The organism is Bradyrhizobium sp. BLXBL-03 (assembly GCF_051853015.1).
GTDB classification, from domain to species: Bacteria; Pseudomonadota; Alphaproteobacteria; order Rhizobiales; family Xanthobacteraceae; genus Bradyrhizobium; species Bradyrhizobium manausense.
The window spans coordinates 8106179-8131859 of sequence record NZ_CP182470.1; the positions used below are offsets into that span (position 1 = coordinate 8106179).

Here is a 25681-nt window from a genome sequence, read left to right on the forward strand (position 1 = left end):
CCGGACCCGGCGCGGCATGAAATGACGCGACGCAGAGCCGGGACCCGGAACCGTGGGCACGGCTCTGCAGCGCAGCGCTGCGCGCCGCGCTGGGTTCGGGCAAGCGCCTCCCGACGCGCGACGGGCTACGGCGCCTTGCAAACGAAATTCGCGGCGTCCTCGCTGTCGCCCTGCCCGGAATACGCGGCGTAGCTCGGATACGGGCACAGCGGCCGCGTCCGGCCCGGGCTCCAGGACGCGGGGACTTCCTTGTTGGCGGGATTGGCGGACGCAATGACGCGCTCGGGTGCCTTGCCCTTCTCGACCCAATCGATCAGCGCGGACAATGCATCGAACTTGTCGAGGGTAACGCCGCCGCCGCAATGCGTTTCACCGGGAATCGTGAACAGGCGCGCGACGCCGTCAGCGCGCCCCTGCAGGTTCTTGTTCAGCCGGTCGTACCAGCGGATGCTGTCGTTCACCGAGAACACCGGATCGGCCTGACCGTGATAGATCAGCATCTTGCCGCCGGACTTCTGGAGCGCGGCGAGTTTGGGATCATCGATGTCAGGCGGCGTCATGAAGTCCATGGCCGACTCGGTGAAGGTCGCGTCCTTGGTGAAAATCTTCGGCGCGTCCTTGTCGAAATCATAGGCCTTCAGTGCCTCGACCAGCTTCTCGTTGCTGCCCTCGACCACGACCGGCGGTGTCGAGAAGATGTAGTTCAGCGACGCTGCGCCCATGGTGGCGATGATCGGGTAATTGTTCCAGGGCGCGATGGGGCTCTCGACCTTCCAGGTGCGCCAATTGCCGGTGCCGATGCCGCCGTCGAGGGGCCAGTCGGAATAGAGCGCCTCACCTTTCGAATTCTTCGGCCCGGCGAGGCTCATCTTCAGGGCGTCGACCTTGGCTTCGGACAAACAGGCGCTATTCTGCCCCGGCGCGCAGACCAGGCTCTTGAGATCGAACGCCTTCTGACAGGCGGCGAGGTTGGCGGTCAGACCGTCCTTGACGCCATCGAGCGCGTCGCAGGCCTCGGTGATGCGGGACGAAACGAGCTGGGCATCCTCCTTGGTGATGGACTTGCGCAGATCGGGATCAACTTTCAGGAAGGCCTGCACGTCCCAGGCGTGCTGGATCGCAGCGCGCGGCAGGTCGAAGCCAGGATTGCCGACGAGGAAACCGTCGTAATTTTCCGGCATGCGCGACGCCGCGACCATGGCGTGACGCCCGCCGTTCGAGCATCCCGCCATATAGGAGCGTTCCGGCTTGCGCCCGTAATGCAGGGCGATGATCTGCTTTGCAACCGGCGACAGCGTCATGTCGGCGGCATAGCCATAGTCGCGCCGCGCCTGCGGATCGAGGCCGAACGCCGCGCCGGCAGTCAGGCCCAGCGACTTGTTCGCGGGGTCCGAGCCGGAATGGCCACTGTCCGACGACAGCACGGCAAAGCCGCGCGCCAATGGCACTGTGCCACCGGAGGCTAAGCCCTCGGGCAGGCTGCCGAGAGCGGGCACGACGACGCCGTCGTTACCGCCATTGACCTGATGCAGGAAGCGGCCGTTCCACTCGGCCGGCAATCGCAATTCGAACCCGATGGCATAGGACTTCCCGTCGGCTCCGGTCCGCCGGTTGGCAAGCCCCGTCAAGATGCAATGCTTGGGGAGACCGTTAGCCGCGTCCTGCGTTTTGGACCCGGTTATCTCGACGCTTGAGAGACCGAGCGAAGCGGTGGTGACCGACGAGCAGGGCTCGCCGTCGGCGCGTGCCAGCGCGGTCGATCCCAGAAGCACGACCAGCGCAGCGGCTGATATCAAGCCAGTCCTCATGGCGGACCTCCCTATTTAGTTATATACTATAATCATTACCTCCATTTCTTATTTTGGCAAGTGCCGCCGCACCGCGTTGGAGGCACAACACCGTTTACCTGGCCAGTTCGCATCCGCCTTCCGCCAACGGGCGGAACGCCTGGTCGGCGGCAATCGTCGAGACCAGCTTGTAATAGTCGTACGGATATTTCGACTCTTCCGGCTTCTTCACCTCGAACAGATACATCGGATGCACGACGCGGCCGTCCTGGCGAATCGTGGTGTCGCCGAACAACTTGTCCTTGCCCCTGAACTTCTTCATCTCGGGCACGACATCCTTGGCACTATCGCTGCCGGTGGCGGCGACCGCGTTGAGGTAGGCGAGTGTGGAGGCATAGACCCCGGCCTGGTTGCCGCTCGGCATCTTGCCGTTCATGCCGGGCCGGGCGGCAAAGCGTTTGGCGAACGCGCGGGTGTCGTCGTTCATGTCCCAGTAGAACGCTTCCATGAGCTGGAGGCCCTGCGCCACCTTGATGCCCATGCCGTGAACGTCGTTGATGAAGAGCAGGAAGGCGACGAGCTTCTGGCCGCTCTGCTGGATGCCGAATTCGGCGGCCTGCTTCACCGCGTTGATCGTGTCGCCGCCTGCATTGGCGAGCCCGATCACCTGCGCTTTCGAGCTTTGCGCCTGCAGCAGGAAGGAGGCGAAATCGGAGGTGCCGAGCGGATGCTTGGAGGAGCCCAGCACCTTGCCGCCGTGTCCCTCGATGTACTTCTGCGCCTCCGCCTCGATGCCCTTGCCGAGCGCGTAATCGACCGTGAGGAAATACCAGTCCTTGCCGCCGCGCGACATCATCGCCGCAGCGGTGGTATTGCCGGTCGCCCAGGCATCGTTGACCCATTGGATGGTATTGGGCGAGCACGCCTTGCCGGTCAGATCGGAGCTCGCCGTCGATGACGCCAGGAAGGTCATGCGGCTGTCGCGCAGCAGCGTGTTGATGGAGAGGCCGACGGCCGAATTCGGCACGTCAACGATCGCGTCGACGCCCTCGACATCGAGCCATTTGCGCGCGATGGCATTGCCGACATCAGCTTTGTTCTGGTGATCGGCATAGACGATCTCGACCTTGATGCCTTTGCCGCCGCCGTTGAAATCCTCGGCCGCCATACGCGCGGCCTCGACGGAACCCATGCCGTTGGTGTCCTGGAAGATGCCGGAGATGTCGTTGAGCACGCCGACGCGTACGACATTCTCCGAGATCTCGGCGCTGGCCGCGCCACTGACCAGGCTCGCCACCAGAGCGAGTGTCCACTTCAGTCGCTTCATCGTTCCCTCCCCTGATGTGCCGCGTTGGTCGTTGCCGCCGCGCTTGAAACGTCAGACCTGCCGCTCCGGCAGCTTCAGCACGAGTCCGTCGAGGTCTGGTGTGATCCTGATCTGGCAGGACAGCCGGCTGTTCGGGAGCCGCGCGGCCGCGGTGCCGTCGAGCAGCGCGTCCTCGTCCTCGGCCATCGCGGGCAGGCGGGCGATCCAGTTCTCGTCGACATAGACGTGACAGGTCGCGCACATCGCGTTGCCGCCGCATTCGGCGAGGATGCCGTCGAAGCCGTGGCGGGTGGCCACCTGCATAGCGCTCTCGCCGTCCGAGGTCTCGACGCGGTCGGACTTGCCGTCGGGATGGACAAAGCTGATCGTGGGCATCGAGGCTCCTTGTCAGGCCGGGGTGATGGCAACGGGCAGGCTGTCGAGCCCGCGCAGCGTGTTGTTGAAGCGGCGCTTCGGCTCGCCGGTAATCTCGATTTTCGCGATGCGCCGCGCCAGCGCCGTGAGCATCACCTCGCCCTCGAGGCGCGCCACGAGCTGGCCGACGCACATGTGGATGCCCGAGCCGAAGCCGACATGGCCGGAGGTGCGGCGGGTGATGTCATAGCTGTCGGGGTCGTCCCAGCGGCGGGGATCGCGATTTGCAGCGGCGAGGAACATCAGCACCTTCTCGCCTTCGCCGATTCTCGCACCTGAGAGTTCGACCTCACGGGTGGTGGTGCGGAAGAAGGTCTGCACCGGGCTCTCGAAACGCACCGCCTCCTCGAAGGCGCCGCGCGCCAGCGAAAGATCCTCGCGCAGGCGCTGCCATTGCTCGGGGAAGCGCGCGAGACAATAGACGGCGGCGCCGATGCCGTTGACGGTCGTGTCGAGTCCGGCCGACAGCAGCGAGCGGACCAGCAGCGGCGCTTCGGTGGGGGTGATAGCTCCCTCGTCGACCTGTGCGTGAATGCAGGCCCCAAAGCCGCCGGGTGCCAGGTTCTCGCGCTGGCACTGCTCGGCAACATAGGCCTGATGCGGCGCCGATCGTTCGATCGCCTCCTGGCGCAACCGGTTCGGCGGGCCGAAGGCGTTGAACACGACGCTCGCATAGGGGATGAGGTGCTCGCGGCCTTCGGGCTTCAGGCCGAGCGCATCGGGGAAGATCGAGAGCGGATAGGCTTCCGCAAGATCGGCGATCGCGTCGAAGCTGCGCTTCTCCAGCAGGACATCGACGCGCTCCTCCGCCGCCGCGGCAAAGCGGTCGCGCACCTGCTTCATTGCGGTCGGCGACAGCACTTTCGACAGCACGGCGCGGGTGCGGGTGTGCGCGGGCGGATCGGCCTCCAGGATCAAGCTCGGCGGCCGCCACGGCGTCTCCTTCTTGAAATCCGACAGGCCGACGCCGCGGCTGGAGCAGAAGGTCGCGGGATCGTTCAGAACAGCATGGACTTCGGCATAGCGCGCGACGCCATAGGCATTCCATTTGTCGAGATAGACCACCGGCCCCGCCTCCCTCAGCACCTCGTGCGTCGGATAGGGATCGGCGAAAAAGTTCATCGCGAAGGGATCGACGTCGAGATGCGGGACGCCCGATACGGCGGAGCCGGATGTGCTCATTGAACGCCTCCCTCATTTTGATCTTGTGAAAGGGCGGCGCTTGCCATTAGGTCTGCGGGCCCCCCGCAAGTCACAAGGCCGATATGCCACCGTCTTCGACCAAAGCCCGCCACAAGCCCTCGCCCAGAGATGCGGGACCGACGCTCGATCTCGACCGTTACGTCCCGGCCTTCATCACCTTCATCGCCAACAAGCTCTCGAACAGCGCGACCGCGCTCTACCAGCGGGAGTTCGGCGTCAACGTCACGGAATGGCGGATCATGTCGCTGCTGGCGATCGAACCCGGAATTCCGGCCTCGCGCATCTGCCACGTCATCGGTTTCGACAAGGGCCCGGTGAGCCGAACGCTGGCGAGCCTGGAGAAGCGGGGATTGGTCTCGATCCGCACTGATCCGGACGATGGCCGAACCCACTCGATCGCGCTGACAGCGAAGGGGCGCGTGACCCATGACAAGGTGATCGTGGCGGCATTCGAGCGTGAGCGGCGGCTGTTGTCCTGCCTTAGCAAGGACGAACGCGAGGTGCTGATCGACCTGCTGCGCCGCCTGCACGAGAATCTCGGCGCCGTGACCGGCAGCACGGAGACCTGACAGCTCGCGCACCGGGCGCGATCCGGCGTCATCTCCTGGCATGCGCCTACGCTTGCCGACGACATCATTGCTGCCGCGCATTGTTCCCTCCGAGATCAAACGCGACGGTTCGCCCGCCGTCATTCCTGGTTCGGAATGGTTCGCACAAATTAGTTGCTAAGGCAACAAAATATTCGTGCAGCCTGTTGCGACAGGACGGCTGGCATATTTGGGCCTGGCGTCCGGGCACGCCAGCGACTCTAGCCGGTGAGCTCGCAGCCGATCCACTCCGCCGACGCATCGTCGTTCAGCCGCGCCACGGCGTCTGCGCGCCGCGTCAGCACGGCACGCTGATTGATGTAACCCTTGTCGGTGATCTCACCGCCATCGACCGAGGCCGGCTCGGCAAGCAGCAGCGCGCGCGTCGCGTGTCCGGACGAATTGGCGCTCTGCTGCCTCAGTTCGGCCAGGCCCTGCGCGATCGCAGACCGGACCTTGTCATGCGCCAGCACGTCGCTCACATCAGCAGTGTCGGGCAGGCCAGCATGCGCCCGGCACGCGGCGATATTCGGAAATAAGAGGAAGCGGACCTCGTCGCCGCCATCGCCTGACACCACGATGTCCTGTGCCAGCGGCGCCAGCGCGGCGATGCCGGCAAGGCGCAACGTGCCGACGCTGACCCAGGTGCCGGAGTTGAGCTTGAAATCCTCCGCGACGCGGCCGTCGAAGAACAGGCCGCGCTCGGGACGCTCAGGGTCCGCAAACTTCACGGCATCGCCGATGAGATAGAAGCCCTCTTCGTCAAATGCCTGCTTCGTCAGCTCCGGCGCTTTCCAATAGCCAGGCGTGACGTTGGGACCGCGCACCCGTACCTCCAGCTTGTCGCCTGATTTGACGAGCTTGAGCTCCGTGCCGGGAATCGGCACGCCGATATTGCCGGAGCGCTCCGCGAGGAAATGACAATCGGTCGCCAACGGCGAGGTCTCCGTCGAGCCCCAGGCGGAGACCATCGGCAGCGCACGGCCAACGGTCTCAACGGAGAGCTGCGCGAGCGCCTCCCAGAGATTCTGCGGCAACGCAGCACCGGCATAGAAGGCGAACTTCACCTCGCCGAAGAAACGCCGGCGCAGCTCCTCGTCGCCACGTAGCGCCGCGATCAGCATGTCGAAGCCGCGCGGCACGTTGAAATAGACCGTCGGCATCACGCTTTTCAGATTGGCGAGCGACATTGAAAAAAGGCCGGGCACGGGCTTGCCGCCGTCGATATAGAGCGAGCCACCATTGCGCAGCACGAGATTGAAATTGTGGTTGGCGCCGAACGTGTGACTCCAGGGCAGCCAGTCGAGAATAACGAGGTCGCCTCCGCGCTCAAGGAAGGTCCAGGTCTGCGCCTTGGCCTGCTGGCTCGAGGTCAGCATGCGCTGGGTGTTGATGACGGCCTTCGGCGCGCCTGTCGAGCCCGAGGTGAACAGGAATTTTGCGATCGTATCGGGCGTCACCGCGGCAAAGGCCTTTGCGACATCGGCAGACTCGGGCGTTGTCGTGACGACACGGAAGGCAAGCGCATCAGCGTCGCCAGCATTGCCACTGATGATCTGCGCGGTGTGCAGTGGCTTGATCGCAGCGAGCGCCGCCGCGAACGGCTTGGTTCCGGAAACATAGATCGCGCCGGGCTCGAGCAGCGCGATCATGCTTTTCAGCTTGTCGAAATCCTTCGACATCAATGAATAGGCCGGCGAGATCGCCGCCGAGGGCACGCCGACATGCTGCGCGGCAAGCGCGAACAGCGCATGGTCAACGCTATTGTCGGAGAGAATGACAATTGGGCGCTCCGCGCTGAACCCCTGCGCCAGAATCCACGACGCTGCCGCACGCACCCGCCGCAGGGCACCCGCGTAAGTCATGGTGGCCCAGGGCGTATCGGCGCCATCACGCTCGGCGAGGAAGATTCTGTCTGGCGCTTGCCGCGCCCACTGCTCCAGCCAGTCGCCGATGCAGCGCGCGCTGTCGCGCAAGGCATCCTGCGAGCGCAGCACGATGCTGCCGTCGCCGCGATGCTCGGCGACGGTCTTGGGCGTTGCGAACAGGCTCGAAGCGTCGCCGCGAAGGGCTGATGTCATGATTTTCCTCCTCGCCCGTATCCGGGATCGGTTGCGGCCTGGTTCCGGACGCTTTGACCATAATGTTTCGCACGGCAATTGTTGTCGTCAACAACACTGCTCATGATTTGGGCAGATGCCCGTTCCGGGGCGTCGGGACCGCGCCCCCATCGATCGGCAAAACATCCCACAACCCACTGATCTGGCGATAGTATCCGACACATCCAGCCTGCCCGGATTCTGTACACAATGGCACATCGCTTGCTTCATTCCGGGTGAAGACATGTTGCCGGAGTTTTGACGCCATGGGGGTAGAACTGGGGGCTGAGCAGCCTGAAACGATCGGCGCGATTGTGGCCGCACATCGCGCGGGCACGCTCACGCCGGCGCAAACCGTGGCCCGGACCTATCAGCGCATCCGCGAGCACAACGATCCCGCCGTCTTCATCAGCCTGCGCGACGAGAAGGACGTGGTTGCCGAGGCCGACAAGCTGGCGGCGCGCGCGGATGCCGCCGGCTTGCCGCTCTATGGCATTCCCGTCGCTGTGAAGGACAATATCGACGCGCTGGGATTTCCGACCACGGCGGCGTGTCCGGCCTTCTCCTACATGCCGACGCATGACTCCACCGCGGTGGAGCGGCTGCGCGCCGCCGGCGCGATCATCATCGGCAAGACCAATCTCGACCAGTTCGCAACCGGCCTCGTCGGCGTGCGCTCGCCCTACGGCATTCCCAAGAATTCCATCCGCGAGGATCTCATTCCCGGCGGCTCGAGCTCGGGCTCGGCGACGGCCGTCGGCGCCGGGCTGGTGCCGCTGTCGCTCGGCACCGACACCGCCGGCAGCGGCCGCGTGCCGGCGATGCTCAACAACATCGTCGGGCTGAAGCCGAGCCTCGGCATGATCTCGACCGCGGGCCTGGTGCCGGCTTGCCGCACGCTCGACTGTATCTCGGTGTTTGCGCTGACGGTCGACGATGCCGCGCTCGCGCTCTCGGTGATGGCCGGCCCCGACCAGGCCGATCCGTTCTCGCGCGACCGGCCGTTAGAGCCGATCACCCCCTTCCCGACAAAGCTGCGCCTCGGTGTCCCGCGCAACGGGCAGCTGATCTTCTTTGGCGACAAGAAATCGGAAGCCGCTTACGCGGATGCGCTGAAGCGCTGGACCGCGCTCGGTGCGACCCTGGTCGAGTTCGACCTCGAGCCGTTCTACGAGACGGCGCGACTGCTCTATGAGGGGCCGTGGGTCGCCGAACGCTATCTCGTGATCAAGAATCTGCTGGCCTCTGCGCCCGATTCAATTCATCCCGTGACCCGCGAGATCACCGCGGCCGGGGCGCGGCTGACGGCGGCCGAGACGTTCTCCGCGCTTTATCGCCTCCAGGGGCTGCGCAAGATCGCCGAGCGCACGTTCGCCAACATCGACGCGCTGGTGCTGCCGACGGCGCCGACCGCCTACACGACCGCCCAGGTGCTGGCCAATCCGATCGAGCTCAACAGTCGGCTCGGCACCTACACCAATTTCGTCAACCTGCTCGATCTCTGCGGTCTCGCCGTGCCGGCATCGATGCGCGCGGACGGCGTTCCGTTCGGCATCACGCTGCTGGCGCCGGCAGGACGCGATGGGATGCTCGCAAGCATCGGCCGCATCTTCCATGCGGATACAAAGCTGACCGTTGGCGCGAAGGGCGTGGCGCAGGCGCCGCTTGCGACCCTTCCCACAAACAGCAGCGACGAGATTCCGATTGCCGTCGTCGGCGCACATCTCTCCGGCATGGCGCTGAACGGGGAGTTGAAGGCGCTAAATGCGAAGCTGATCGAGGTGACCAGCACCGCACCGGACTACGAGCTCTATGCGCTTGCGACCACGCCGCCGAAGCCCGGCATGTTGCGCGTCGCGGCCGGCAAGGGCGCATCGATCGAGCTCGAAATCTGGACGTTGTCGCCGTCGGCGTTCGGCAAGTTCGTGAATGCGATTCCGGCGCCGATGGCGATCGGGACGGTGCGGCTGGCCGACGGCAGAAGCGTGAAGGGATTTCTCGTCGAACCGGAAGTGCTAGGCGAGGCGCGCGATATCACGGCGTATGGCGGCTGGCGGAAGTTCATGGCGGAAGCCGCCACGGCGTAGGTCTCGTAGGGTGGGCAAAGCGAAGCGTGCCCACCATGACCATCAATCGGAAAGAACGTGCGCACGGCGCTTCGCGCCTTTGCCCACCCTACGGCAGCGATTGCGCCGCCCTACACCGACACCGCATAAATCTCATACTCCCCGCGCACCAGCTCGATATGGGCGCGCATCGCGGCGGCGGCGCCCTGCTTGTCACCGCGCATGATGGCGACGACGACGCGGTCGTGCTCGGCTTGCGACTTGGCGAGACGGCCGAGATTGCGGAACTGGGCGCGACGGAACGGCTGCACCCGCACGCGCGTCGCCAGCGTGATCTCGGCGATGTAGCCGTTCTGCGATCCCGCATAGATCGCGTTGTGGAAGCGCTCGTTGACCTCATGGAAGCGATCGGGGTTACCGGCGTAACTCAGCACGCGCAGTTCTTCGTGGATCGCCTCCAGGCCGTGACGCTCGGCGGCCGACATGCGCTCCGCCGCAAGTCCGGCACACAATGCTTCCAGCTCCGCCATCGCCTCGAACATGCTCTTGAGACGCTCGATCGAGGGCTGAGCGACCACCGCGCCGCGATGGGGACGCGCCTCGACCAGGCCGCTCGTGACCAATTGACGCAGCGCTTCGCGCACCGGTGTGCGCGAGACACTGAAGCGCCGTGCGATGTCGGTCTCGTCCAGTGGCGTGCCAGGGGCCAGAGTTCCCCGCACGATCTCGTCGGCAAGCTGGAGACGCAGCTCCTCCGCGCGCGTGACCTTTTGCACCGACGGTGCGGCACGGTCGACGCGGGGCACCACCGGTTCGGCCGGCAGTGTCCCGGGCGGAAAATCGTCAAGCGTCATACGGTCAGGTCTCTTTCGACTCGTCGATGATGCTGACATGGGCAGCGACGACGCGCCAGCCCTCCGGGAAGCGAATCCAGGTCTGCATCTGCCGGCCGACCTTGCCGGGAGCCGTGTCGCGATAGAACAGGGTGGACGCCACCGCCGTGTCGCGGCCATAGCTGGAGATGACAGTCTTCGCCCTGCGGCGGTTGAGGCCAACAGGCGAGCGGCCGGCGCGGAAACCGGCGATCGCCTCATAGCCGTAGAGATTCTCGCCGATGCCGTAGCGCAGCGTACGGGGATCGTTGCGGAACAGCTCGCCGAGCACGGCGACGTCGTTGCTGACGAGGGCTTGCTCATAACGCTCAAACGCGGCTTTGACTTCGGCAATCACATCGGGAAGATCGATCTCCATCTCAAAATCCTCTTAAAGCCCCCTTGGGGCTGGCGCGGCGACCACGCCCATCTGTTCCAATGCATATGCGACGCGTAGCGCGACGTCCTCGCGCCAGGGCGCCGCGATGATCTGCACTCCGATCGGCAGCGGCTCGAGCGGCACGGGCACCGCAACCACGGGCAGACCGATGAACGAGATCGGCTGGGTGTGAATGCCGATATTGGCGCGCACTGGCAGCTCGACACCGTCGAGATTGAAGTTGACCTGGCCGAGCTTTGGCGCCGTGCAGGGCGTTGCCGGCGCCAGCAGCACGTCGACGGACTTGAATAGCTCGGCGAGCTGCGCGCGATACCAGCGGCGGAATTTTTGGGCGCGGTCGACCAGCGCCGCCGGCACCATCGCGCCGGCGATCAACCGGTCACGCACGGCGGGATCGAAATCGTTCGGACGCCTGCGCAGGCGATCGAGATGCAGCGAGGCACCTTCGGTGGTGGTGATCACGTAAGCCGCCGCGCGGGCGCGCGAGGCTTCGGGCACGTCAATGACTTTCGTCGCGCCCAGTGCCTTGGCGACGCGGCCGACGGCTTCGACCGCTTCCGGGAACACATTCTTCTGGAAGTGGCCGCCGGCGATCGCGATGCGCAGATCCGAGGCCGGATTGGCGAGCAGCGGCAGCGTCGGCTCCAATCCGCGCGTCGTGCAAGCGCCGTCATCGGGATCCGGGCCCTGCATTGCGTCGTAGGCGAGCGCGAGGTCGGTGACGGAGCGTGCGAACGGGCCGAGATGATCCAGGCTCGCGACGAACGGGAACGAGCGCGCGCGGGACAGCCGGCCATAGGTCGGCTTCAAGCCGAAGATGCCGCAGAATGACGACGGCACGCGGATCGAACCATTGGTGTCCGAGCCGAGCGCAAGCGGCACCAGCGCGCCGCCGACGGCGCTGCCCGAACCGCCGGAGGAGCCGCCGCTCATCCGCGTGGTGTCGTGCGGATTGCGCGAGGGACCGTCGTGGACGTTCTCGCCCGTAAAGTCGTAGGCGTATTCGCCCATGTTGAGCGCGCCGACGAGGACGGCGCCGGCGGCCTCCATCCGCTCGATCAGCGTCGCGTCGCGCTTGGCGGGTGCGAGGTCGCGGTTGATCTTCGAGCCGGCGCGGGTTGGAAGCCCGGCGACGTCGAACAGGTTCTTGACCGCGAACGGCACGCCGGCGAGCGGGCCGACGGTCTTGCCGGCGGCGATGTCGGCATCGATGGCTTTCGCTCTCGCGCGCGCACGATCAGCGGTGACGTCGGTGAAGGCGTTGAGGATGGCGTCGTGCTGCTTGATACGTGCGAGCGCGGCTTCAGTCGCATCGAGCGCGGACAATTGGCCGCCGGCCACCGCCTTTGCGATGTCCGCAGCACTCATCTCTGGCTTGGTGGTCATGGCAGCATCAGGCCGTGAAGATCGGCGCTGGCTCGGTCTCGTCCGGCAGCGCGAAATCGTCGACCAGCCGGCCAAGCCGCAGCGAGACCTCGAGATTGGCGCGGATCGCGGGCCGCCAGGCCTCCTCGACCGGCAGCGCCAGCGCTTTCGATACGGCGTCGATATAGTCGTCCAGCGGCTCGGCCATCACTCTCTCAAGCTCAGTGCAATCTTAGTGGACCTGCAACGGGCGGATGCGGGATCGCCGTCAGCAGCTCCTTGGTGTAGTCGTCCTGCGGATCGCTCAGGACCTTTTCGGAAGAGCCTTCCTCGACGATCCGTCCCGTCCGCATCACAATGACACGATCGCACAACAAGCGCACTACATTCAAATCATGCGAGACAAACAGATAGCTCATACCTAGCCGTGCCTTGAGGTCCTGGAGCAGGTTCAGGACGACCGCCTGCACCGAGACGTCGAGCGCCGCGGTCGGCTCGTCCAGGATCACCAGCTTCGGATGCAGCGCGATGGCGCGGGCGATGCCGACGCGGGCCTTCTGGCCGCCTGAGAGCTGGTGCGGGAAGCGGTCCAGCAGATTGTGCGGCAGGCCGACCATGGTGGCCAGCTCCTCGCAGCGGGCGCGGAGTGCGTCACGGCCCTTGATATCGCCCAATTGCATGATCGGATCGGCGATGGCGCGCGCGGCGGTGAAGCGCGGGTTGAGGCTGTCGGTCGGATCCTGGAACACCATCTGGATGCGGCTGCGCTGCGGCAGCCGGGCAAAGGCTGCTGGCGCGATGGCGCCGATGTCCTCGCCGTCGAACTGGATCAGGCCGGAGGTGTGGTCGAGCAGGCGCATCACCATCATCGAGGTGGTCGATTTGCCGCAGCCGGATTCGCCGACGAGGCCAACGCTCTCGCCATGGCCGATCGCGAAGCTGATGCCATCGACGGCGCGGAACACGTCCAGCTCGACCGGCGGCTTGCGGCCGAACAGTTTTCCGAGCGTGGCGGTGGCGCCCTGGCGCGGATATTCTTTCACGAGCTTTTCGATGAGAAGGAGCGGCTTGGGAGTCTCGTCACCTCCGGGCTTGACCCGGGGGTCCATCGATTGCGATGAATCCTGCGAAGCGTGATGGATGGCCGGGTCAAGCCCGGCCATGACAGTCGCGCCCTCTTCCTCCGGCAACAGATCCCGCAGTGACACGCCGAGCCGCGGCGTCGCGCGCATCAGCTTCTTGGTGTAGGGGTGCTGCGGGCTCGCGAAGATGTCGGCGGCTTTCGCGGTCTCGACCACGCGGCCCTTCTCCATCACCACGACGCGGTCGCAATAGGCGGCGGCGAGGCCCAGGTCGTGGGTGATCAGGATGGTCGACATCGCCTTGCGTTTGGTCAGCTCGACGATCAGGTCCATCACCGCCTTCTGCGTGGTGACGTCGAGGCCCGTGGTCGGCTCGTCGGCGATCAGGAGCTGCGGGTTGCAGGCGAGCGCGAGCGCGATGACGACGCGCTGGCACATGCCGCCTGAAAGCTCGAACGGATAGGCATGATAGCGCTCGCGCGGGCGGGCGATCTTGACCTGCTCCAGCGCCTCGATCGCCTTCTCGCCGCCATCTGTAACCTGGGCCTGCTGCACATGGGTGCGCAGCACGTCCTCGATCTGGTCGCCGACTTTCCTGATCGGGTTCAGCGCCGCGCGCGGATTCTGGAAGATCATCGAGACTTCGCGGCCGCGCAGGTCGCGCATCTGGTCTTCGCTCGCGGCCTTGACGTCGATGCCGGAGAACATCACCGAGCCCTCGGCGATCTTGCCGGCGCGGTCGAGGATGCGCATCACCGCATAGGACGTCACCGACTTGCCGGAGCCTGATTCGCCGACGATGGCGAGCGTCTCGCCCTTGGCGACGGAGATGTTGACATGCTGCACGGCCTTCACGATGCCGCGCCGGGTGGTGAATTCGACGGTGAGGTCCTGGACGTCGAGCAGCGGCTGAGCGGTCACGAGCGCCTCCGGTCGCTCCGACGCGCGAAAACAACCCCATGCACAGTAGAAGCTCCGCTGAAATCATTGAAGAATTTCTGCCAGACCATCACGTCCTCCGCTGGGGGTCGACGATGTCGCGCAGGCCGTCGCCGAGGAGGTTGAAGCAGAACACGGCGATCATCAAAGCGAGGCCGGGGAACAGCGCGATCCACCATTCGCCCGACACCATGAAGCCCGCCCCCTCGGCGACCATGATGCCCCATTCCGCCGTCGGCGGGCGGACGCCGAGGCCGATGAAGGAGAGGCCCGCGGCATTCAGAATGGCGTAGCCCATGGTCAGCGACATCTGCACGATCATGATCGGCATGATGTTGGGCAGGATGTGCACCAGCAGGATGCGGAATTCGCCATTGCCGGACAGACGCGCCGCCTGCACGAAGCCGGCATTGCGCCGGACATTGGCTTCGGCGCGCGCGACGCGGGCATAGAGCGGGAAGTTCACGATGGCGGTGGCGAGAATGATGTTCTGCACGGTGTTGCCGAGCGCCGCGACGATGCCCATCGCCAGCACGAACAGCGGAAAGGCCATGATGGTGTCGGCGATGCGGCCGACAATGCGGTCGGTCCAGCCGCCGAAATAGCCGGCGGCGATGCCGGCGAGGCCGCCCATCAAAAACACCAGCACGACGGAGGCGACCGCGATGAAGGTATCGAGCCGCGTCGCCACCACGACGCGGCTGAAGATGTCGCGGCCGAGCTGGTCGGTGCCGAACCAGTGCGCGACTGAAGGCGGTTTCAAGGCCGCAGCGGTGTCGGAAGCCAGCGGATCATACGGCACCACATAGGGGCCGAAGATCGCGGCGGCGAGGATCAGGATCAGCAGCGCGAAAGCAAAGCCCGTGACTTTGTTCTCGCTCAGCACGTAGCGGGTCTGTTCGAGGATGGCGGTAAGGCCGGAGGTGCGCGCGGGGCCGACCGGTTCAACAGCAGGCGCAACGGAGCTCATGGTTCACTGCTCCCTTTGCGCGTTATGTTGTTCGAAGATTGGCTGCCCGTCGTCATTGCGAGCGAAGCGAAGCAATCCAGACCGTCCGCCCCGGCAACGGCCTGGATTGCTTCGTCGCTTCGCTCCTCGCAATGACGAGGTTGAGGCATAAGTTTCCGGAGCATCCGTTAGCCCTCCAACCTGACGCGCGGATCGATCACGCCGTACAAGATGTCGATCACGAGATTGAGCAGCACGTACATCACCGCCATGGTGAGGACAAAACCCTGCACCGGCGCGAAGTCCGACGAGATCAAAGCTTCCACCGCATAGGAGCCGATGCCGGGCCAGGCGAAGACTTTTTCCACCAGCACGTTGGCGCCCAGCAGGAACGAGAACACCATGCTGAGCGTGGTGATGACGGGCAGCATGGCGTTGCGGAAGGCGTAAGTGACGATCACGGTCGTCGGCGACAGGCCGCTGGCGCGCGCAGTGCGGACAAACTCCGACGCGAGCACCGCCAGCATCGAGGCGCGCGTCATGCGCGCGATCGGCGCCAGCGAGAAGATCGCGAGCGTCGTCGCGGGCAGGACGAGCTGGCTCAGCGCCGAGCGCCACGCCTCGAAGTCGCGCGCGATCAGGGTGTCGATCAGATAGAAGCCGGTGACCGTCGGCGGCGCGCTGTAGAACACGTCGAGACGGCCGAGCGGCGCGGGCGACCAGCCGAGCTGGAAGTAGAAGACGTACACCAGCACGAGGCCGGTGAAGAACACGGGGAGCGAAACGCCTGCTGTCGTCGTGATGCGACAGAGATGGTCGATCCAGGAGCCCGGCCGCGTTGCCGCCAGCACGCCGAGCGGGATGGCGATGACAATGGAGACGATCAGGCCGAGCAATGTCAGCTCGGCCGAGGCCGGCAGGCGGTTGCGGATCTCGGTCGCGACCGGCTGGCCTGTCGTCAGCGAATTGCCGAAATCGCCATGGGCGAGATCGTTGGTGTAGCGGAGGAACTGCTCGATCAGCGGCCTGTCGAGCCCGAGCTTCTTGCGGATCTGCTCGACGGCTTCCTTGGTGGCGGCGGGGCCGGCGAAATACGCGGCGGGATCACCGGGCAGCGCGCGCGTCAGCAGGAACGTGACGATGACGACGCCGATAAGCGAGGGAATCGCAAACATCAGGCGCTTGCCGATCATGGTGAGCATGGCTGGCGCTCCGCGCTGGCGAATCGCGAATGGCGAATGGCGAATGGATTCTCGCAACTGCCGGTCATTGTCGCTGCTCCCTATTCGCTACTCGCCACTCCCTATTCGCCTCTCTCACCCCTTCGCCAGCGCGCGATAATCCAATCTGCGGTGGAACCAGTATTGGTAGCCGCTGATGTTCTTCTGCATCGCGACGTTGACGAAGGGCTGGTACAGCGGGATGCGCGGGACGTCGGTGAAGGCCAGATCGACAAAGCCCTTCACGTCGGTGTCGTAGGCCGCCTTGTCCCCGGTCGCAGCCGACGTGCGCGCGCCGTCGATCAGCTTGTCCATCTCCGCCGACTTGTAGCTCATGGTGTTGAAGACGGAATTGTTGCCGTGATAGCACCAGTAGAAGAAGTATTCGGGGTAATCGAGCCAGCCCGAGAACACGTTGGTGAAGAGCGGCATCTCCTTCTTGTTCAATTCGGTGCGCCAGTTGGCGCCGGGCACCTTGTTGATGGTGGTCTTGATGCCGAGCTGGGCGAGGCTCTCCTGCACCAGCACGCAGAGCGGCTCGTTGACGCCGGCGAAGTTGAGATCGAACGAGATCGTGGTCTCGAAACCGTTGGCATAGCCGGCTTCAGCCAGCAGCGCCTTCGCCTTCTCCATGTCGGTATTGTACTTGTGCGGCTGCGGCCATGCGACCTCGGTGGCCTTGTCCGCGGGCGCGCCGAACATGGGATTGCCGAGGCCGAACAGCACGGCGTCCATGATCTTCTGATACGGCAGCGCATAGGCGATGGCCTGCCGCACCTTGACGTTATCGAACGGCGGCTTGGTGACGTTCATTCCGATATACTGGATGCCGTTGGAGAACGGCAGTGACACCACGTTGAGCTTGCCGTTCGCCTTCATCTCCTGGAAATCCTTGAACGGCAGCTCATAGGAGATGTCGGCGTCACCGCGCTCCAGGAGCGCGCGGCGGTTGCCGGCCTGCGGCACCATGCGCCAGATCACGCGCTTGATCTTCGGCAGCGGACCGCCGACCCAATCCTCGTTGCGCTCCATGATCACTTCGGTGCCGGCGGTCCATTTCGTCACCTTGTAGGCGCCGGAGCCCGCGGTCTGCTGCTTGGTGAACTCGAGCCCCCAGGGGTCCTTCTCGCTGGCGTTCTTCTTCACCAGCTCGGAGTTGACGATGCAGGGCACGATGACGGCGAGATCGGGAACGGTCAGCCTGTCCTTCTTCAGGAAGTCGACCCGCACGGTGTAGTCGTCGATCACGACGAACTGCTCGGGCTTGGTGAGCGAGCCCGCGCTCATCTGGAAGGTCGGGAAGCCACCGACGCTGACGGCGCGGTCGAGCGACCATTTCACGTCTTTCGCCGTCACCGGCGTGCCGTCATGGAATTTGGCGTTCTTCTTCAGCTTGAAGGTGACCGACATGTCGTCGATCTTGAACTCTTCGGCGAGCTCGCCCTTGAACTTGTCGCGGTCGTAATAGGGCACCCCGCCGGGGCCGGCTTTCATCTCATGGCTGATCAGCCGGTCGTAGCAATTCCACGACACTTCGTAGCCGGGCACGTTGGTGCCGACGCCGTGAATGTCGAGATTGTTGGGACCGCCTTCCGAGACGATCAGCAGTGTCTCGGAGCGGGCATCGGCATAGGCCGATGAGATGACCTGCGGCACGGCCGGAAGCGCCGCGCCAGCGGCCAATCCGGAAACGGATTTGAGGAAATCGCGGCGCTTCATGGCGAATGCTCCAACGCAGGAGTTTCTGGTTGGAACCGGATTCGCAAGGTTCGTGCCAAGGGTTAGCGGGAGGTTAAATCAAATGTAAATTATTGGTATCACTTACATATTATCGATTCTGGCGAGCCGGGCTTCGAAGCTTGAGCGCCAGGAATTGCATGCAAAGAAAAACATTTGCTCATTTAATAGGCTAAGCTTGAGGTCGGCACGCTTAACAGGCAAAGCCCGTCATTCCCTGGCGATGCGCAGCATCGAGCCCGGAATCCATCGGGCCGCAGCACGCGCGGAAAAATGGATTCCGGGCTCGCCGCCTTGCGGCGCCCCGGAACGACAGGCGAGGCGTAGAGCGAGCGCAGTCACTCCGGCCAGATCAGCTCCTGCAGCTCGACCAGATCGTCCACCTGCTCCTGCCAACCCTCGATGCAGATGTGGCTGTTGAGGTCGCTGGCGTGGTGCAGCAGCATCAAGGCCATCAGGCGGCGCTTGAGCGCGAAATCGGGCTTTGCGTAACCGAAGCCTTCGAGCAGGCTGCGCACCCGGCCCGGCCGGCCCGCCGCCATGAAGGCGCTGGGGCCGAGCAGGTCGTAATCGCGAAAGCCGGCGCGCACGTCGCCGAAATCGAACAGGCCGGCGAGCGCCCATTGATCGTCGTGGCAAGCGAGCAGGAAGTTTTCCGGAATGTATTCGCCGATCAGAATCACCGGCGGCGCGCCCATCGGGATCAGCGTCGCCGCATCGCGCAGGAGATCGTCGAGACCGGCGAGGAATTTCGGCGCAAGGCCGAGGTGTTCGTGCCTGCTGCGGCAGGCACGCATCTGCGCGCGCATGAACGCATCCCAGCGTGGCTCGAGCTCAGCGAGCGGCCCAAGCGGCGCACGCTGCACGGCGGCGATGGCCTCGCCGATCTGGCGCAGCACGCGCTCTTTCTGCGCTTCCGGCAGGTGCGGCCAGACCTCCGAGCCGAGCGTGCCTGATAGCCGTGTGATGATCAGATAGGGCCAGCCGTCGCGGCTTCCTTCCGCGACAATCTCGGGGATCGGCAGATGGAGGCGGCCCGCAAGCTGCATCAGCGAGCCGCGCTCGGAGATGAATTGCGCGCGCAGCAGCGGCGGGAAGATTTTCAGGATCAACGCGTGGCCGAAGCCGATCACGAGATTGGTGCCGGTCGAGAACACGTGAGGCGCGCCGGTGTCGACGCCGTGGCTCCGCGCGATGTCGAGCGCGATCGGCAGCCATTGCTGCGGATCGGAGCGAAAGGTGCGGAAGGACTGCGCGTCCGCGAAGGCCGGCAATGGCTTGCGAGTGCTGTTCGCAAGATCCATTACTGCTCCGGGCTCGCACGCTCGAACTGGCGCAGCAGCTTGTTGCCGCGCTCGACGGCGGCATCGAGCGCGGCTTGCGCGCTCTTCCGGCCGGCAAAGGCCTGCTCGAGCTCTTCCTCGATGGTGCCGCGGATCAGGTTGAAGGAGCCGAGCCTGATGCCCTTGGAATTTTCCGTCGGCGGATGCAGGGTGATCTGCTCGAACGAGATCGCCGAGCCCGGATTGCGCTCATAGAAGCCCTGCGCGCGCGTCAGCTCATAGGCGGCGCGGGTGATCGGCAAATAGCCGGTGTTCTGGTGCCAGGCGGCCTGCACGCCGGGCTGCGACAGATAGGCGAAGAACCGCGCCACGCCCTTGTATTCCTGGCGCGGCCGGTCGCGCAGCACCCACAGCGTGGCGCCGCCGATGATGGAATTCTGCGGCGCACCCGCAACATCGGGCCAATACGGCATCATGCCGTAGCCGATCTCGAATTTCGAGAAGGCCTTGATGTCGGCGCGCGTCGCCGACGAGCCGATGAAGATGCCGCATTCGCCGTTCTGGAAACGCGGCTCGGCAGCCTGCCCGCGGCCGCTATAGTCGAACAGTTTTGTCTTCTGCCATTCGGCGAGCTGGGCGACGTGCTTGATCACGGCCGGATTGTTGATGGTCAATTCCGCATCAAGACCAGCAAAGCCGTTCGCGCGCGTGGCCACCGGCAGATTGTGAAACGCCGAAAAATTCTCGATGTGGATCCAGGACGGCCACGACGTGGTGAAGCCGCACACGGCGCCGCGGTCGCGCAGGCGCCTGGCCGCCTGACCAAGCTCGGGCCAGGTCTTTGGCGGCGCCTCCGGGTCGAGGCCGGCGTCGCGAAACATGGTCTTGTTGTAGTAGAGGATCGGCGTCGACGAGTTGAACGGGAAGGACAGCAGATTGCCTGACGCATCGGTGTAATAGCCGGAGACCGCCGGAAGGTAGTCGTTCAGCGAGAACGGCTCGCCCATGTCGCGCATCATGCTGTAGACCGGATAGATCGCGCCCTTGGCGGCGGTCATGGTCGCGGTGGCGACCTCGTTGACCTGGACGATCGCAGGCTGGCTGCGCGAGCGGAAGGCGAAGATCGCGGCCGTCACCGTCTCGGTGTAATTGCCCTTGTACGCAGGCACGACGCGGTAATCCGACTGCGAGGCGTTGAAGTCGGAGGTGAGCTTCTCGAGCTGCCTGCCGAGCTCGCCCGACATGGCGTGCCACAACGCGATGTCGGTCGTGGCACGCGCCTCGCAGCTCAAGGCGAGGGCCAGGGCGGCGGCGGCGACCTGCAAAAGGCGCAATGCTGAAGTCACGATGGCTCTTCCCGTATGACGCGGCAAAAGGCGGCCACACCCTGCTTAAGGCGCGCGAGAAGCGGTTTCAACCGGGAATGACGACGTGCGGCGGCGCACAATCGGCCCCGGCGGCCGGGATGGCCTTCCCTTTACCATCTGCTAGATTGCGTTGAACCTTTTGGTCCCGCCATAGACTCCATCACCGAGGGGTTGAGTGTGCCAGTGTTAAACCGTGCCGAACGCTCACGGGCCGGGGTGATTTTCGTCGCGCTGCTGCTCGCCATTTGCGCGACGAGCGCCGTTGCGCGTGAATTCCGCGCCGCCGACACCCAGACCGAGGACTATCCGACCGTCCAGGCGCTGCGCTACATGGGCGCGCTGATCTCTGAGCGCACCGGCGGCCGGCACCAGATCAAGGTGTTTCACTCCCGCCAGCTCGGCGAGGAGAAGGAGACGATCGCGCAGACCCGCGCCGGCGCGATCGACCTCAACCGGACCAATGTGGCCCTGATCGGCAATTTCGTCCCGGCGATGAACGTGCTGGCCATGCCGTTCCTGTTCCGGTCCATCGAGCACATGCAGAAGGTGCTGGACGGGCCGATCGGCAAGGAGATCCTCGGCAGCTTCGAGCCCTACGGCTTTGTCGGGCTCGCCTTCTACGATTCCGGGGCCCGCTCGATCTACAACAACGTCCGTCCGGTCAGGAGCCTTGCCGACCTCAAGGGATTGCGGATCCGGGTGCAGCAATCGGAGTTGATGAGCCAGATGATCCGCGCGCTCGGCGCCGAGCCGGTCGAGCTGCCCTACGGGCAGGTGCTCACGGGGCTCTCGACCCATCTGATCGACGGCGCCGAAAACAACTGGCCCTCCTTCGTGACCACAGACCATTACAAGCATGCCGCCTACTACACCCTCACCGAGCACACGATGAGCCCGGAGGTGCTGGTGATCTCGCTCAAGGCCTGGCAGAGCCTGTCGGCTGAGGACCAGACCATCTTCAGGGAAGCCGCCGCCCGTTCGAGCCTGTACATGCGCGAGAAATGGCGCGACCTCGAGGAGCAGTCGCAGCGCAAGGCGGACGCCGCCGGCATCACCGTGATCAAGACCATCGACCGCAAGCCGTTCGAGGATGCGATGGCGCCGATCTACGCCAAGGCCGCGCAGGATCCCGCCGCGGCGGCGCTGATCGAACGCATTCGCAAGGTGGAGTGACGCTGTTTGATCGCGCCCGGCACCAGCGAGAGTGCAGAGCGGCCGCCCGGCCCGATCGGGCGGCTGCGCGCGCGCCTCGTCGGCGTGCTGCGGGCAGTGCCGATCCGCTGGCGCATCCTGTCGATCGCGGCGCTGAACTCCGCCGTGGTGATCGTGCTGGTGGCGATGATCTGGAACGGCGCGCAGGTGCTGAGCTCGGCCTGGGACGACGTGCGGCAGGTGCGGGAATCCGACCGGATCCTGGCCCTGCTCGAGAGCGAGACCGGGCGGCTGCAGAACCTGATCCATCGCTACATCAACCAGCCGAGCCCCGACCTGTTCGCCGAGATCCTGCTGCTGCGCGAGGCCGTGCAGGGCACGCTGACCGACCGCGCCGCCAAGGACCCGATGCTGTCAGGCTCGGTCGAGGAGCTGGAGCGCACCACCGACCGCTTCCTCAACGGCTTCGGCGAGCTGCGCAGCGTGCAGGCGACCATCGCCAGGACCTATGAGGAAAAGGTGCAGGGCCCCGCCAAGGACATGGCGGGCCTGTACTCCATCATCGAGGGCGCCACCGGCCATCGCGACGCGCTGATCTGGCCCTCGCTCGGCAAGTCGCGCGAGGCCTTCACCGCGATGCTGGTCGCGGCCAATTCCTACTATCTGTCGCAGTCGGTCGCGGCCGCCGACGACGCGCGCCGCCACACCGAGACGATCGAGAAGACGATTCCCGTCATGATCGATCTCGCCGAGAATGATTTGCAGAAGATGGCGCTGCAAAAGCTCGCGACCCGCACCATCGCGCTGCGCGAGGGCTTTGCAAAACTCTCGGAGCAATTGACCAACCGCAACGAGCTCTTGCGCAACACCATCGACGCCAGCCAGGCCGAGGCGATCGGCGCCATCGACAATCTCTCGACCAAGATGCGCCAGCGCGAGCAGAAGGCGCAGGAGACGTTCGACCGCACGCTGGCGGACATTTCACGTCGCGTGCTCTCCATCGCGGTGATCTTCCTCGGCATCATCCTCTCCGCCGGCGTGCTGATCGCGCTGTCGATCCGGCTGCCGCTGCAGCAGATCATGACCGCGATGCGCGCGATCACGCTCGGCGATCTCGGCCGCGAGGTGCAGGGCACCAGGGCCCGCGACGAGGTCGGCGCCATGGCGCGCGCGGTGGAGGTGTTCCGCGAGAACGCGATCGCCAAGCGCCAGACCGAGGACGAGCTGCGCGCGTCCAAGGAAAAGGCCGAAAGCGCGCTGCTCGAGCTCAACGCCGCGCAGCAGAACTTGATCGACGCCGAACGGCTCGCAGCCCTCGGCGGCCTCGTCGCCGGCGTCGCGCACGAGGTCAACAACCCGATCGGCATCAGCCTGACGGTGGCCTCGAGCTTTGCGAGGCGCACCGAGATTTTCGAGGCCCAGCTGAAGGGCGACGGCGGCCTGCGCCGCTCGCAGCTGGAGGAATTCGTGCAGTCCTCGCGCGATGCATCCCAGCAGCTGGTCGCCAACCTCGCCCGCGCCGGCGAGCTGATCCAGTCGTTCAAGCAGGTCGCGGTCGACCGCTCCCATGCCGAGCGGCGGCAGTTCTCGCTCAGCGAAGCCACCGACCAGATCATCGCGAGCCTGCGGCCCGTGCTGAAGCGCTCGCCGATCACGCTGCAGGTCGACGTGCCCGAGGGGCTCTTGCTCGACGGGTATCCGGGCTCCTATGGCCAGATCCTGACCAACCTGTTCCTCAACGCCGCCAACCACGCCTTTGCCGACGGCCGCGCCGGCACCATCGCGATCTCGGCCCGGCCGCGCGGCACCGAGGATATCGAGATCATCTTCGCCGATGACGGGGCCGGCATGACCCCGGACGTGCAGCGCCAGGCCTTTGACCCATTCTTTACCACAAGGCGCAACGAAGGTGGCACGGGCCTGGGCTTGCATATCGTCTATAACCTTGTCACCCAGCAGCTCGGCGGGCGGATGATGCTGGAATCCAAGCTGGGACAAGGCACTACTTTTCGGATTATCATGCCGCGCATCGCCAAGGGCGGGGCGCAAAGCGCAGAAAGTGACGGGACCTCTCAATGGCCGAACAGGACGATGTCCTCCACCTGATCGACGATACCGGTACCGCGTCGGAGGACACGGACGTCCGGAAATGGAAGATCGCCGTCATCGACGACGATCCGGCCGTGCATGACGGCACCCGTTTTGCGCTCTCGGACTACAGCCTGAACGGCCAGGGACTGGAGATCCTCTCCGCCCATTCCGCGGCGGAAGGCCGCAAGCTGATGGCCGCGCACAGCGACATCGCCGCGGTGCTGCTCGACGTCATCATGGAGACCGACGTCGCCGGCCTCGAGCTGGTCGAATACATTCGCAACGTGCTCAAGAACGAGACCGTGCGCATCATCCTGCGCACCGGACAGCCGGGCCAGGCGCCGGAGCGGCGCGTGATCGTGCAGTACGACATCAACGACTACAAGGCCAAGACCGAGCTCACCGCCGACAAGCTGTTCACCTCGCTGACCGCGGCGCTGCGCTCCTACCAGCAGCTCGAGCGCATGGTGCAGACGCGGCGCGGTCTCGAGATCATCATCGATGCGGCCTCGACCCTGTACGACTTCAAGTCGATGCAGCGGCTCGCCGAGGGCGTGCTGACCCAGCTCGCCTCGCTGCTCAATGTCGACTGCGCCGGCATATTGGTGCTGCGCGACAATGGCGGCGTCGATGCCGAACTCTCGGTGCTGGCCGGCAGCGGCTGCTACAGCCGCTTCATCGGCACGACCTCGTCGAAGGCGCTCGATCCTGATTTGCGCCAGCTGGTGGAGGACGCGTTCCAGCGCCGCAAGAACGAATTCGCCGACCATCGCAGCGTGATCTATTTGCGCACCGGAAGCGGCCGCGAGGTCGTGGTGCTGCTGCAGTCCGAGCGCGATCTGTCCGAGACCGACCGCTCGCTGGTCGAGATCTTCTCGAGCCGGCTCTCGATCGCGTTCGACAACGTCATCCTCTATCAGCAGCTCCAGGACGCCAACACCCAGCTGGAGGACCGCGTCGCCCAGCGCACCCGCGCCTTGATGCAGGCCAACCGCCGGCTGTCGGCGCAATGGCTGCGGCTGCAGCGCGCCAACGGCTTCAAGAACGAGATCCTGGGCACCGTCGCGCACGATCTGAAGAACCCGCTCGGCGTCATCCTCGGCCGCACCGAGATGCTGAAGGAGCTGATCTCGACCGGCGCCTCGGCATCAGGCGTGGTCTCCCAGGTCGACCATATCAGAGACGCCACCAAGCGCCTGACCACGATGGTCGACCATCTGATCTCGGATGCGATGGCCGATGCCTTCGACATCACCATCCGCCGCGAGCCGGTCGACGTCGCCGCGCTGGTGAAGGAGGTCGCCGAGGCCAACCAGCCCCTCGCCGTCAACAAGCAACAGTCGATCAGCGTCAGCGCGCCCACCAACATCGTCACCATGTGCGACACCGACCGCATCCGCGAGGCGATCGACAACCTCATTAGCAACGCCATCAAATACTCGCCGTTTGCGGGCAGGATCACCGTCGCGGTCAGCCATGAGGGCAACGACACCATCATTCGCGTCAGCGACGAGGGCGCCGGCCTGTCGCCGGAGGACCTCGGCCGCCTGTTCGGCCGGTTCCAGCGGCTCTCCGCAAAACCGACGGCGGGTGAGAGCTCGACGGGGCTTGGGTTGTCCATCGTCAAGCGTATTATCGACATGCATGGCGGCGAGGTAACCGCCGACAGCGACGGCCCGGGCAAGGGCTCGACCTTCACCATCACCCTACCCGCGACCGAGATGCCGTGATTCGAGCGTGA

General features: G+C 65.0%; 20 protein-coding genes. 5 read left to right on the plus strand and 15 right to left on the minus strand.

Translation table 11 applies throughout. The annotated features are described in order from the left end of the window. Positions 1 to 125: 125 nt before the first annotated feature. From ACNJX9_RS38250 to ACNJX9_RS38265, 4 genes are all read right to left on the minus strand, one after another. Entirely contained in the window at positions 126 to 1808 is a 1683-nt protein-coding gene (locus ACNJX9_RS38250) for a tannase/feruloyl esterase family alpha/beta hydrolase (RefSeq protein WP_439407250.1), read from the minus strand. 94 nt (positions 1809 to 1902) lie between these two features. Beyond that, entirely contained in the window at positions 1903 to 3114 is a 1212-nt protein-coding gene (locus ACNJX9_RS38255) for an ABC transporter substrate-binding protein (protein WP_439407252.1), read from the minus strand. 51 nt (positions 3115 to 3165) lie between these two features. After that, entirely contained in the window at positions 3166 to 3489 is a 324-nt protein-coding gene (locus tag ACNJX9_RS38260; protein ID WP_057745058.1) for a 2Fe-2S iron-sulfur cluster-binding protein, read from the minus strand. Positions 3490 to 3501: 12 nt separating this feature from the next. Further along, positions 3502 to 4710: a cytochrome P450 gene (locus ACNJX9_RS38265; protein ID WP_439407255.1), complete on the minus strand. Its 1209-nt coding sequence runs from the start codon at positions 4708 to 4710 to the stop codon at positions 3502 to 3504. Between the two features lie 83 nt (positions 4711 to 4793). On the opposite strand from ACNJX9_RS38265, the gene ACNJX9_RS38270 reads away from it, so the two are divergent. Then, the gene (locus tag ACNJX9_RS38270; RefSeq protein WP_057745052.1) at positions 4794 to 5300 is read left to right on the plus strand and encodes a MarR family winged helix-turn-helix transcriptional regulator; all 507 of its coding nucleotides are present in this window, start codon (positions 4794 to 4796) and stop codon (positions 5298 to 5300) included. 239 nt (positions 5301 to 5539) lie between these two features. Here the strand turns inward: ACNJX9_RS38270 and ACNJX9_RS38275 are convergent, their stop codons facing one another. After that, on the minus strand, positions 5540 to 7399 hold the full coding sequence (locus ACNJX9_RS38275) for a feruloyl-CoA synthase (protein WP_439407257.1): 1860 nt from the start codon (positions 7397 to 7399) through the stop codon (positions 5540 to 5542). Between the two features lie 284 nt (positions 7400 to 7683). Here ACNJX9_RS38275 and atzF point away from each other — a divergent pair, with 284 nt between their 5' ends. Beyond that, on the plus strand, positions 7684 to 9504 hold the full coding sequence (atzF, locus tag ACNJX9_RS38280) for an allophanate hydrolase (RefSeq protein ID WP_439407259.1): 1821 nt from the start codon (positions 7684 to 7686) through the stop codon (positions 9502 to 9504). A 110-nt stretch (positions 9505 to 9614) separates the two neighbouring features. On the opposite strand, the gene ACNJX9_RS38285 is transcribed toward atzF, so the two are convergent. From ACNJX9_RS38285 to ugpB, 10 genes are all read right to left on the minus strand, one after another. Then, complete coding sequence (locus ACNJX9_RS38285) at positions 9615 to 10337, minus strand: GntR family transcriptional regulator (protein WP_439407261.1); 723 nt, start codon at positions 10335 to 10337, stop codon at positions 9615 to 9617. A 4-nt stretch (positions 10338 to 10341) separates the two neighbouring features. Then, a complete protein-coding gene (hpxZ, locus tag ACNJX9_RS38290) occupies positions 10342 to 10734 on the minus strand; it encodes an oxalurate catabolism protein HpxZ (RefSeq protein ID WP_057747099.1) in 393 nt (130 codons plus the stop codon). A gap of 12 nt (positions 10735 to 10746) precedes the next feature. Next, positions 10747 to 12141 carry an AtzE family amidohydrolase gene (locus ACNJX9_RS38295; protein WP_439407263.1) on the minus strand — a complete coding sequence of 465 codons (1395 nt, stop codon included), beginning with the start codon at positions 12139 to 12141 and terminating at the stop codon, positions 10747 to 10749. 7 nt (positions 12142 to 12148) lie between these two features. Then, positions 12149 to 12328, minus strand: coding sequence for a DUF4089 domain-containing protein (locus ACNJX9_RS38300; protein ID WP_057747103.1), 180 nt, complete (start codon positions 12326 to 12328; stop codon positions 12149 to 12151). A 13-nt stretch (positions 12329 to 12341) separates the two neighbouring features. Continuing rightward, positions 12342 to 14123 carry a dipeptide ABC transporter ATP-binding protein gene (locus ACNJX9_RS38305; RefSeq protein ID WP_439407265.1) on the minus strand — a complete coding sequence of 594 codons (1782 nt, stop codon included), beginning with the start codon at positions 14121 to 14123 and terminating at the stop codon, positions 12342 to 12344. 88 nt (positions 14124 to 14211) lie between these two features. Continuing rightward, positions 14212 to 15111 (minus strand): ABC transporter permease, encoded by a 900-nt coding sequence (locus tag ACNJX9_RS38310; RefSeq protein ID WP_439407267.1) that lies wholly within the window; start codon positions 15109 to 15111, stop codon positions 14212 to 14214. Positions 15112 to 15278: 167 nt separating this feature from the next. Then, on the minus strand, positions 15279 to 16292 hold the full coding sequence (locus ACNJX9_RS38315) for an ABC transporter permease (protein ID WP_057747110.1): 1014 nt from the start codon (positions 16290 to 16292) through the stop codon (positions 15279 to 15281). Positions 16293 to 16406: 114 nt separating this feature from the next. Beyond that, the gene (locus tag ACNJX9_RS38320) at positions 16407 to 18029 is read right to left on the minus strand and encodes an ABC transporter substrate-binding protein (RefSeq protein ID WP_057747112.1); all 1623 of its coding nucleotides are present in this window, start codon (positions 18027 to 18029) and stop codon (positions 16407 to 16409) included. A 356-nt stretch (positions 18030 to 18385) separates the two neighbouring features. Beyond that, positions 18386 to 19351, minus strand: a complete 966-nt coding sequence (locus ACNJX9_RS38325; RefSeq protein WP_439407269.1) for an aminoglycoside phosphotransferase family protein — start codon at positions 19349 to 19351, stop codon at positions 18386 to 18388. Then, positions 19351 to 20676 (minus strand): sn-glycerol-3-phosphate ABC transporter substrate-binding protein UgpB, encoded by a 1326-nt coding sequence (gene ugpB, locus ACNJX9_RS38330; protein WP_439407270.1) that lies wholly within the window; start codon positions 20674 to 20676, stop codon positions 19351 to 19353. Before ugpB ends, ACNJX9_RS38325 begins: the two co-directional genes overlap by 1 nt. A gap of 198 nt (positions 20677 to 20874) precedes the next feature. On the opposite strand from ugpB, the gene ACNJX9_RS38335 reads away from it, so the two are divergent. The 3 genes from ACNJX9_RS38335 to ACNJX9_RS38345 are packed head-to-tail and all read left to right on the plus strand — an operon-like array spanning position 20875 to position 25670. Beyond that, positions 20875 to 21870, plus strand: a complete 996-nt coding sequence (locus ACNJX9_RS38335) for a TRAP transporter substrate-binding protein (protein WP_057747186.1) — start codon at positions 20875 to 20877, stop codon at positions 21868 to 21870. 54 nt (positions 21871 to 21924) lie between these two features. Next, complete coding sequence (locus ACNJX9_RS38340) at positions 21925 to 23955, plus strand: ATP-binding protein (RefSeq protein WP_439410208.1); 2031 nt, start codon at positions 21925 to 21927, stop codon at positions 23953 to 23955. Beyond that, positions 23925 to 25670 (plus strand): ATP-binding response regulator, encoded by a 1746-nt coding sequence (locus tag ACNJX9_RS38345; protein WP_439407271.1) that lies wholly within the window; start codon positions 23925 to 23927, stop codon positions 25668 to 25670. Before ACNJX9_RS38340 ends, ACNJX9_RS38345 begins: the two co-directional genes overlap by 31 nt. Positions 25671 to 25681: the final 11 nt, after the last annotated feature.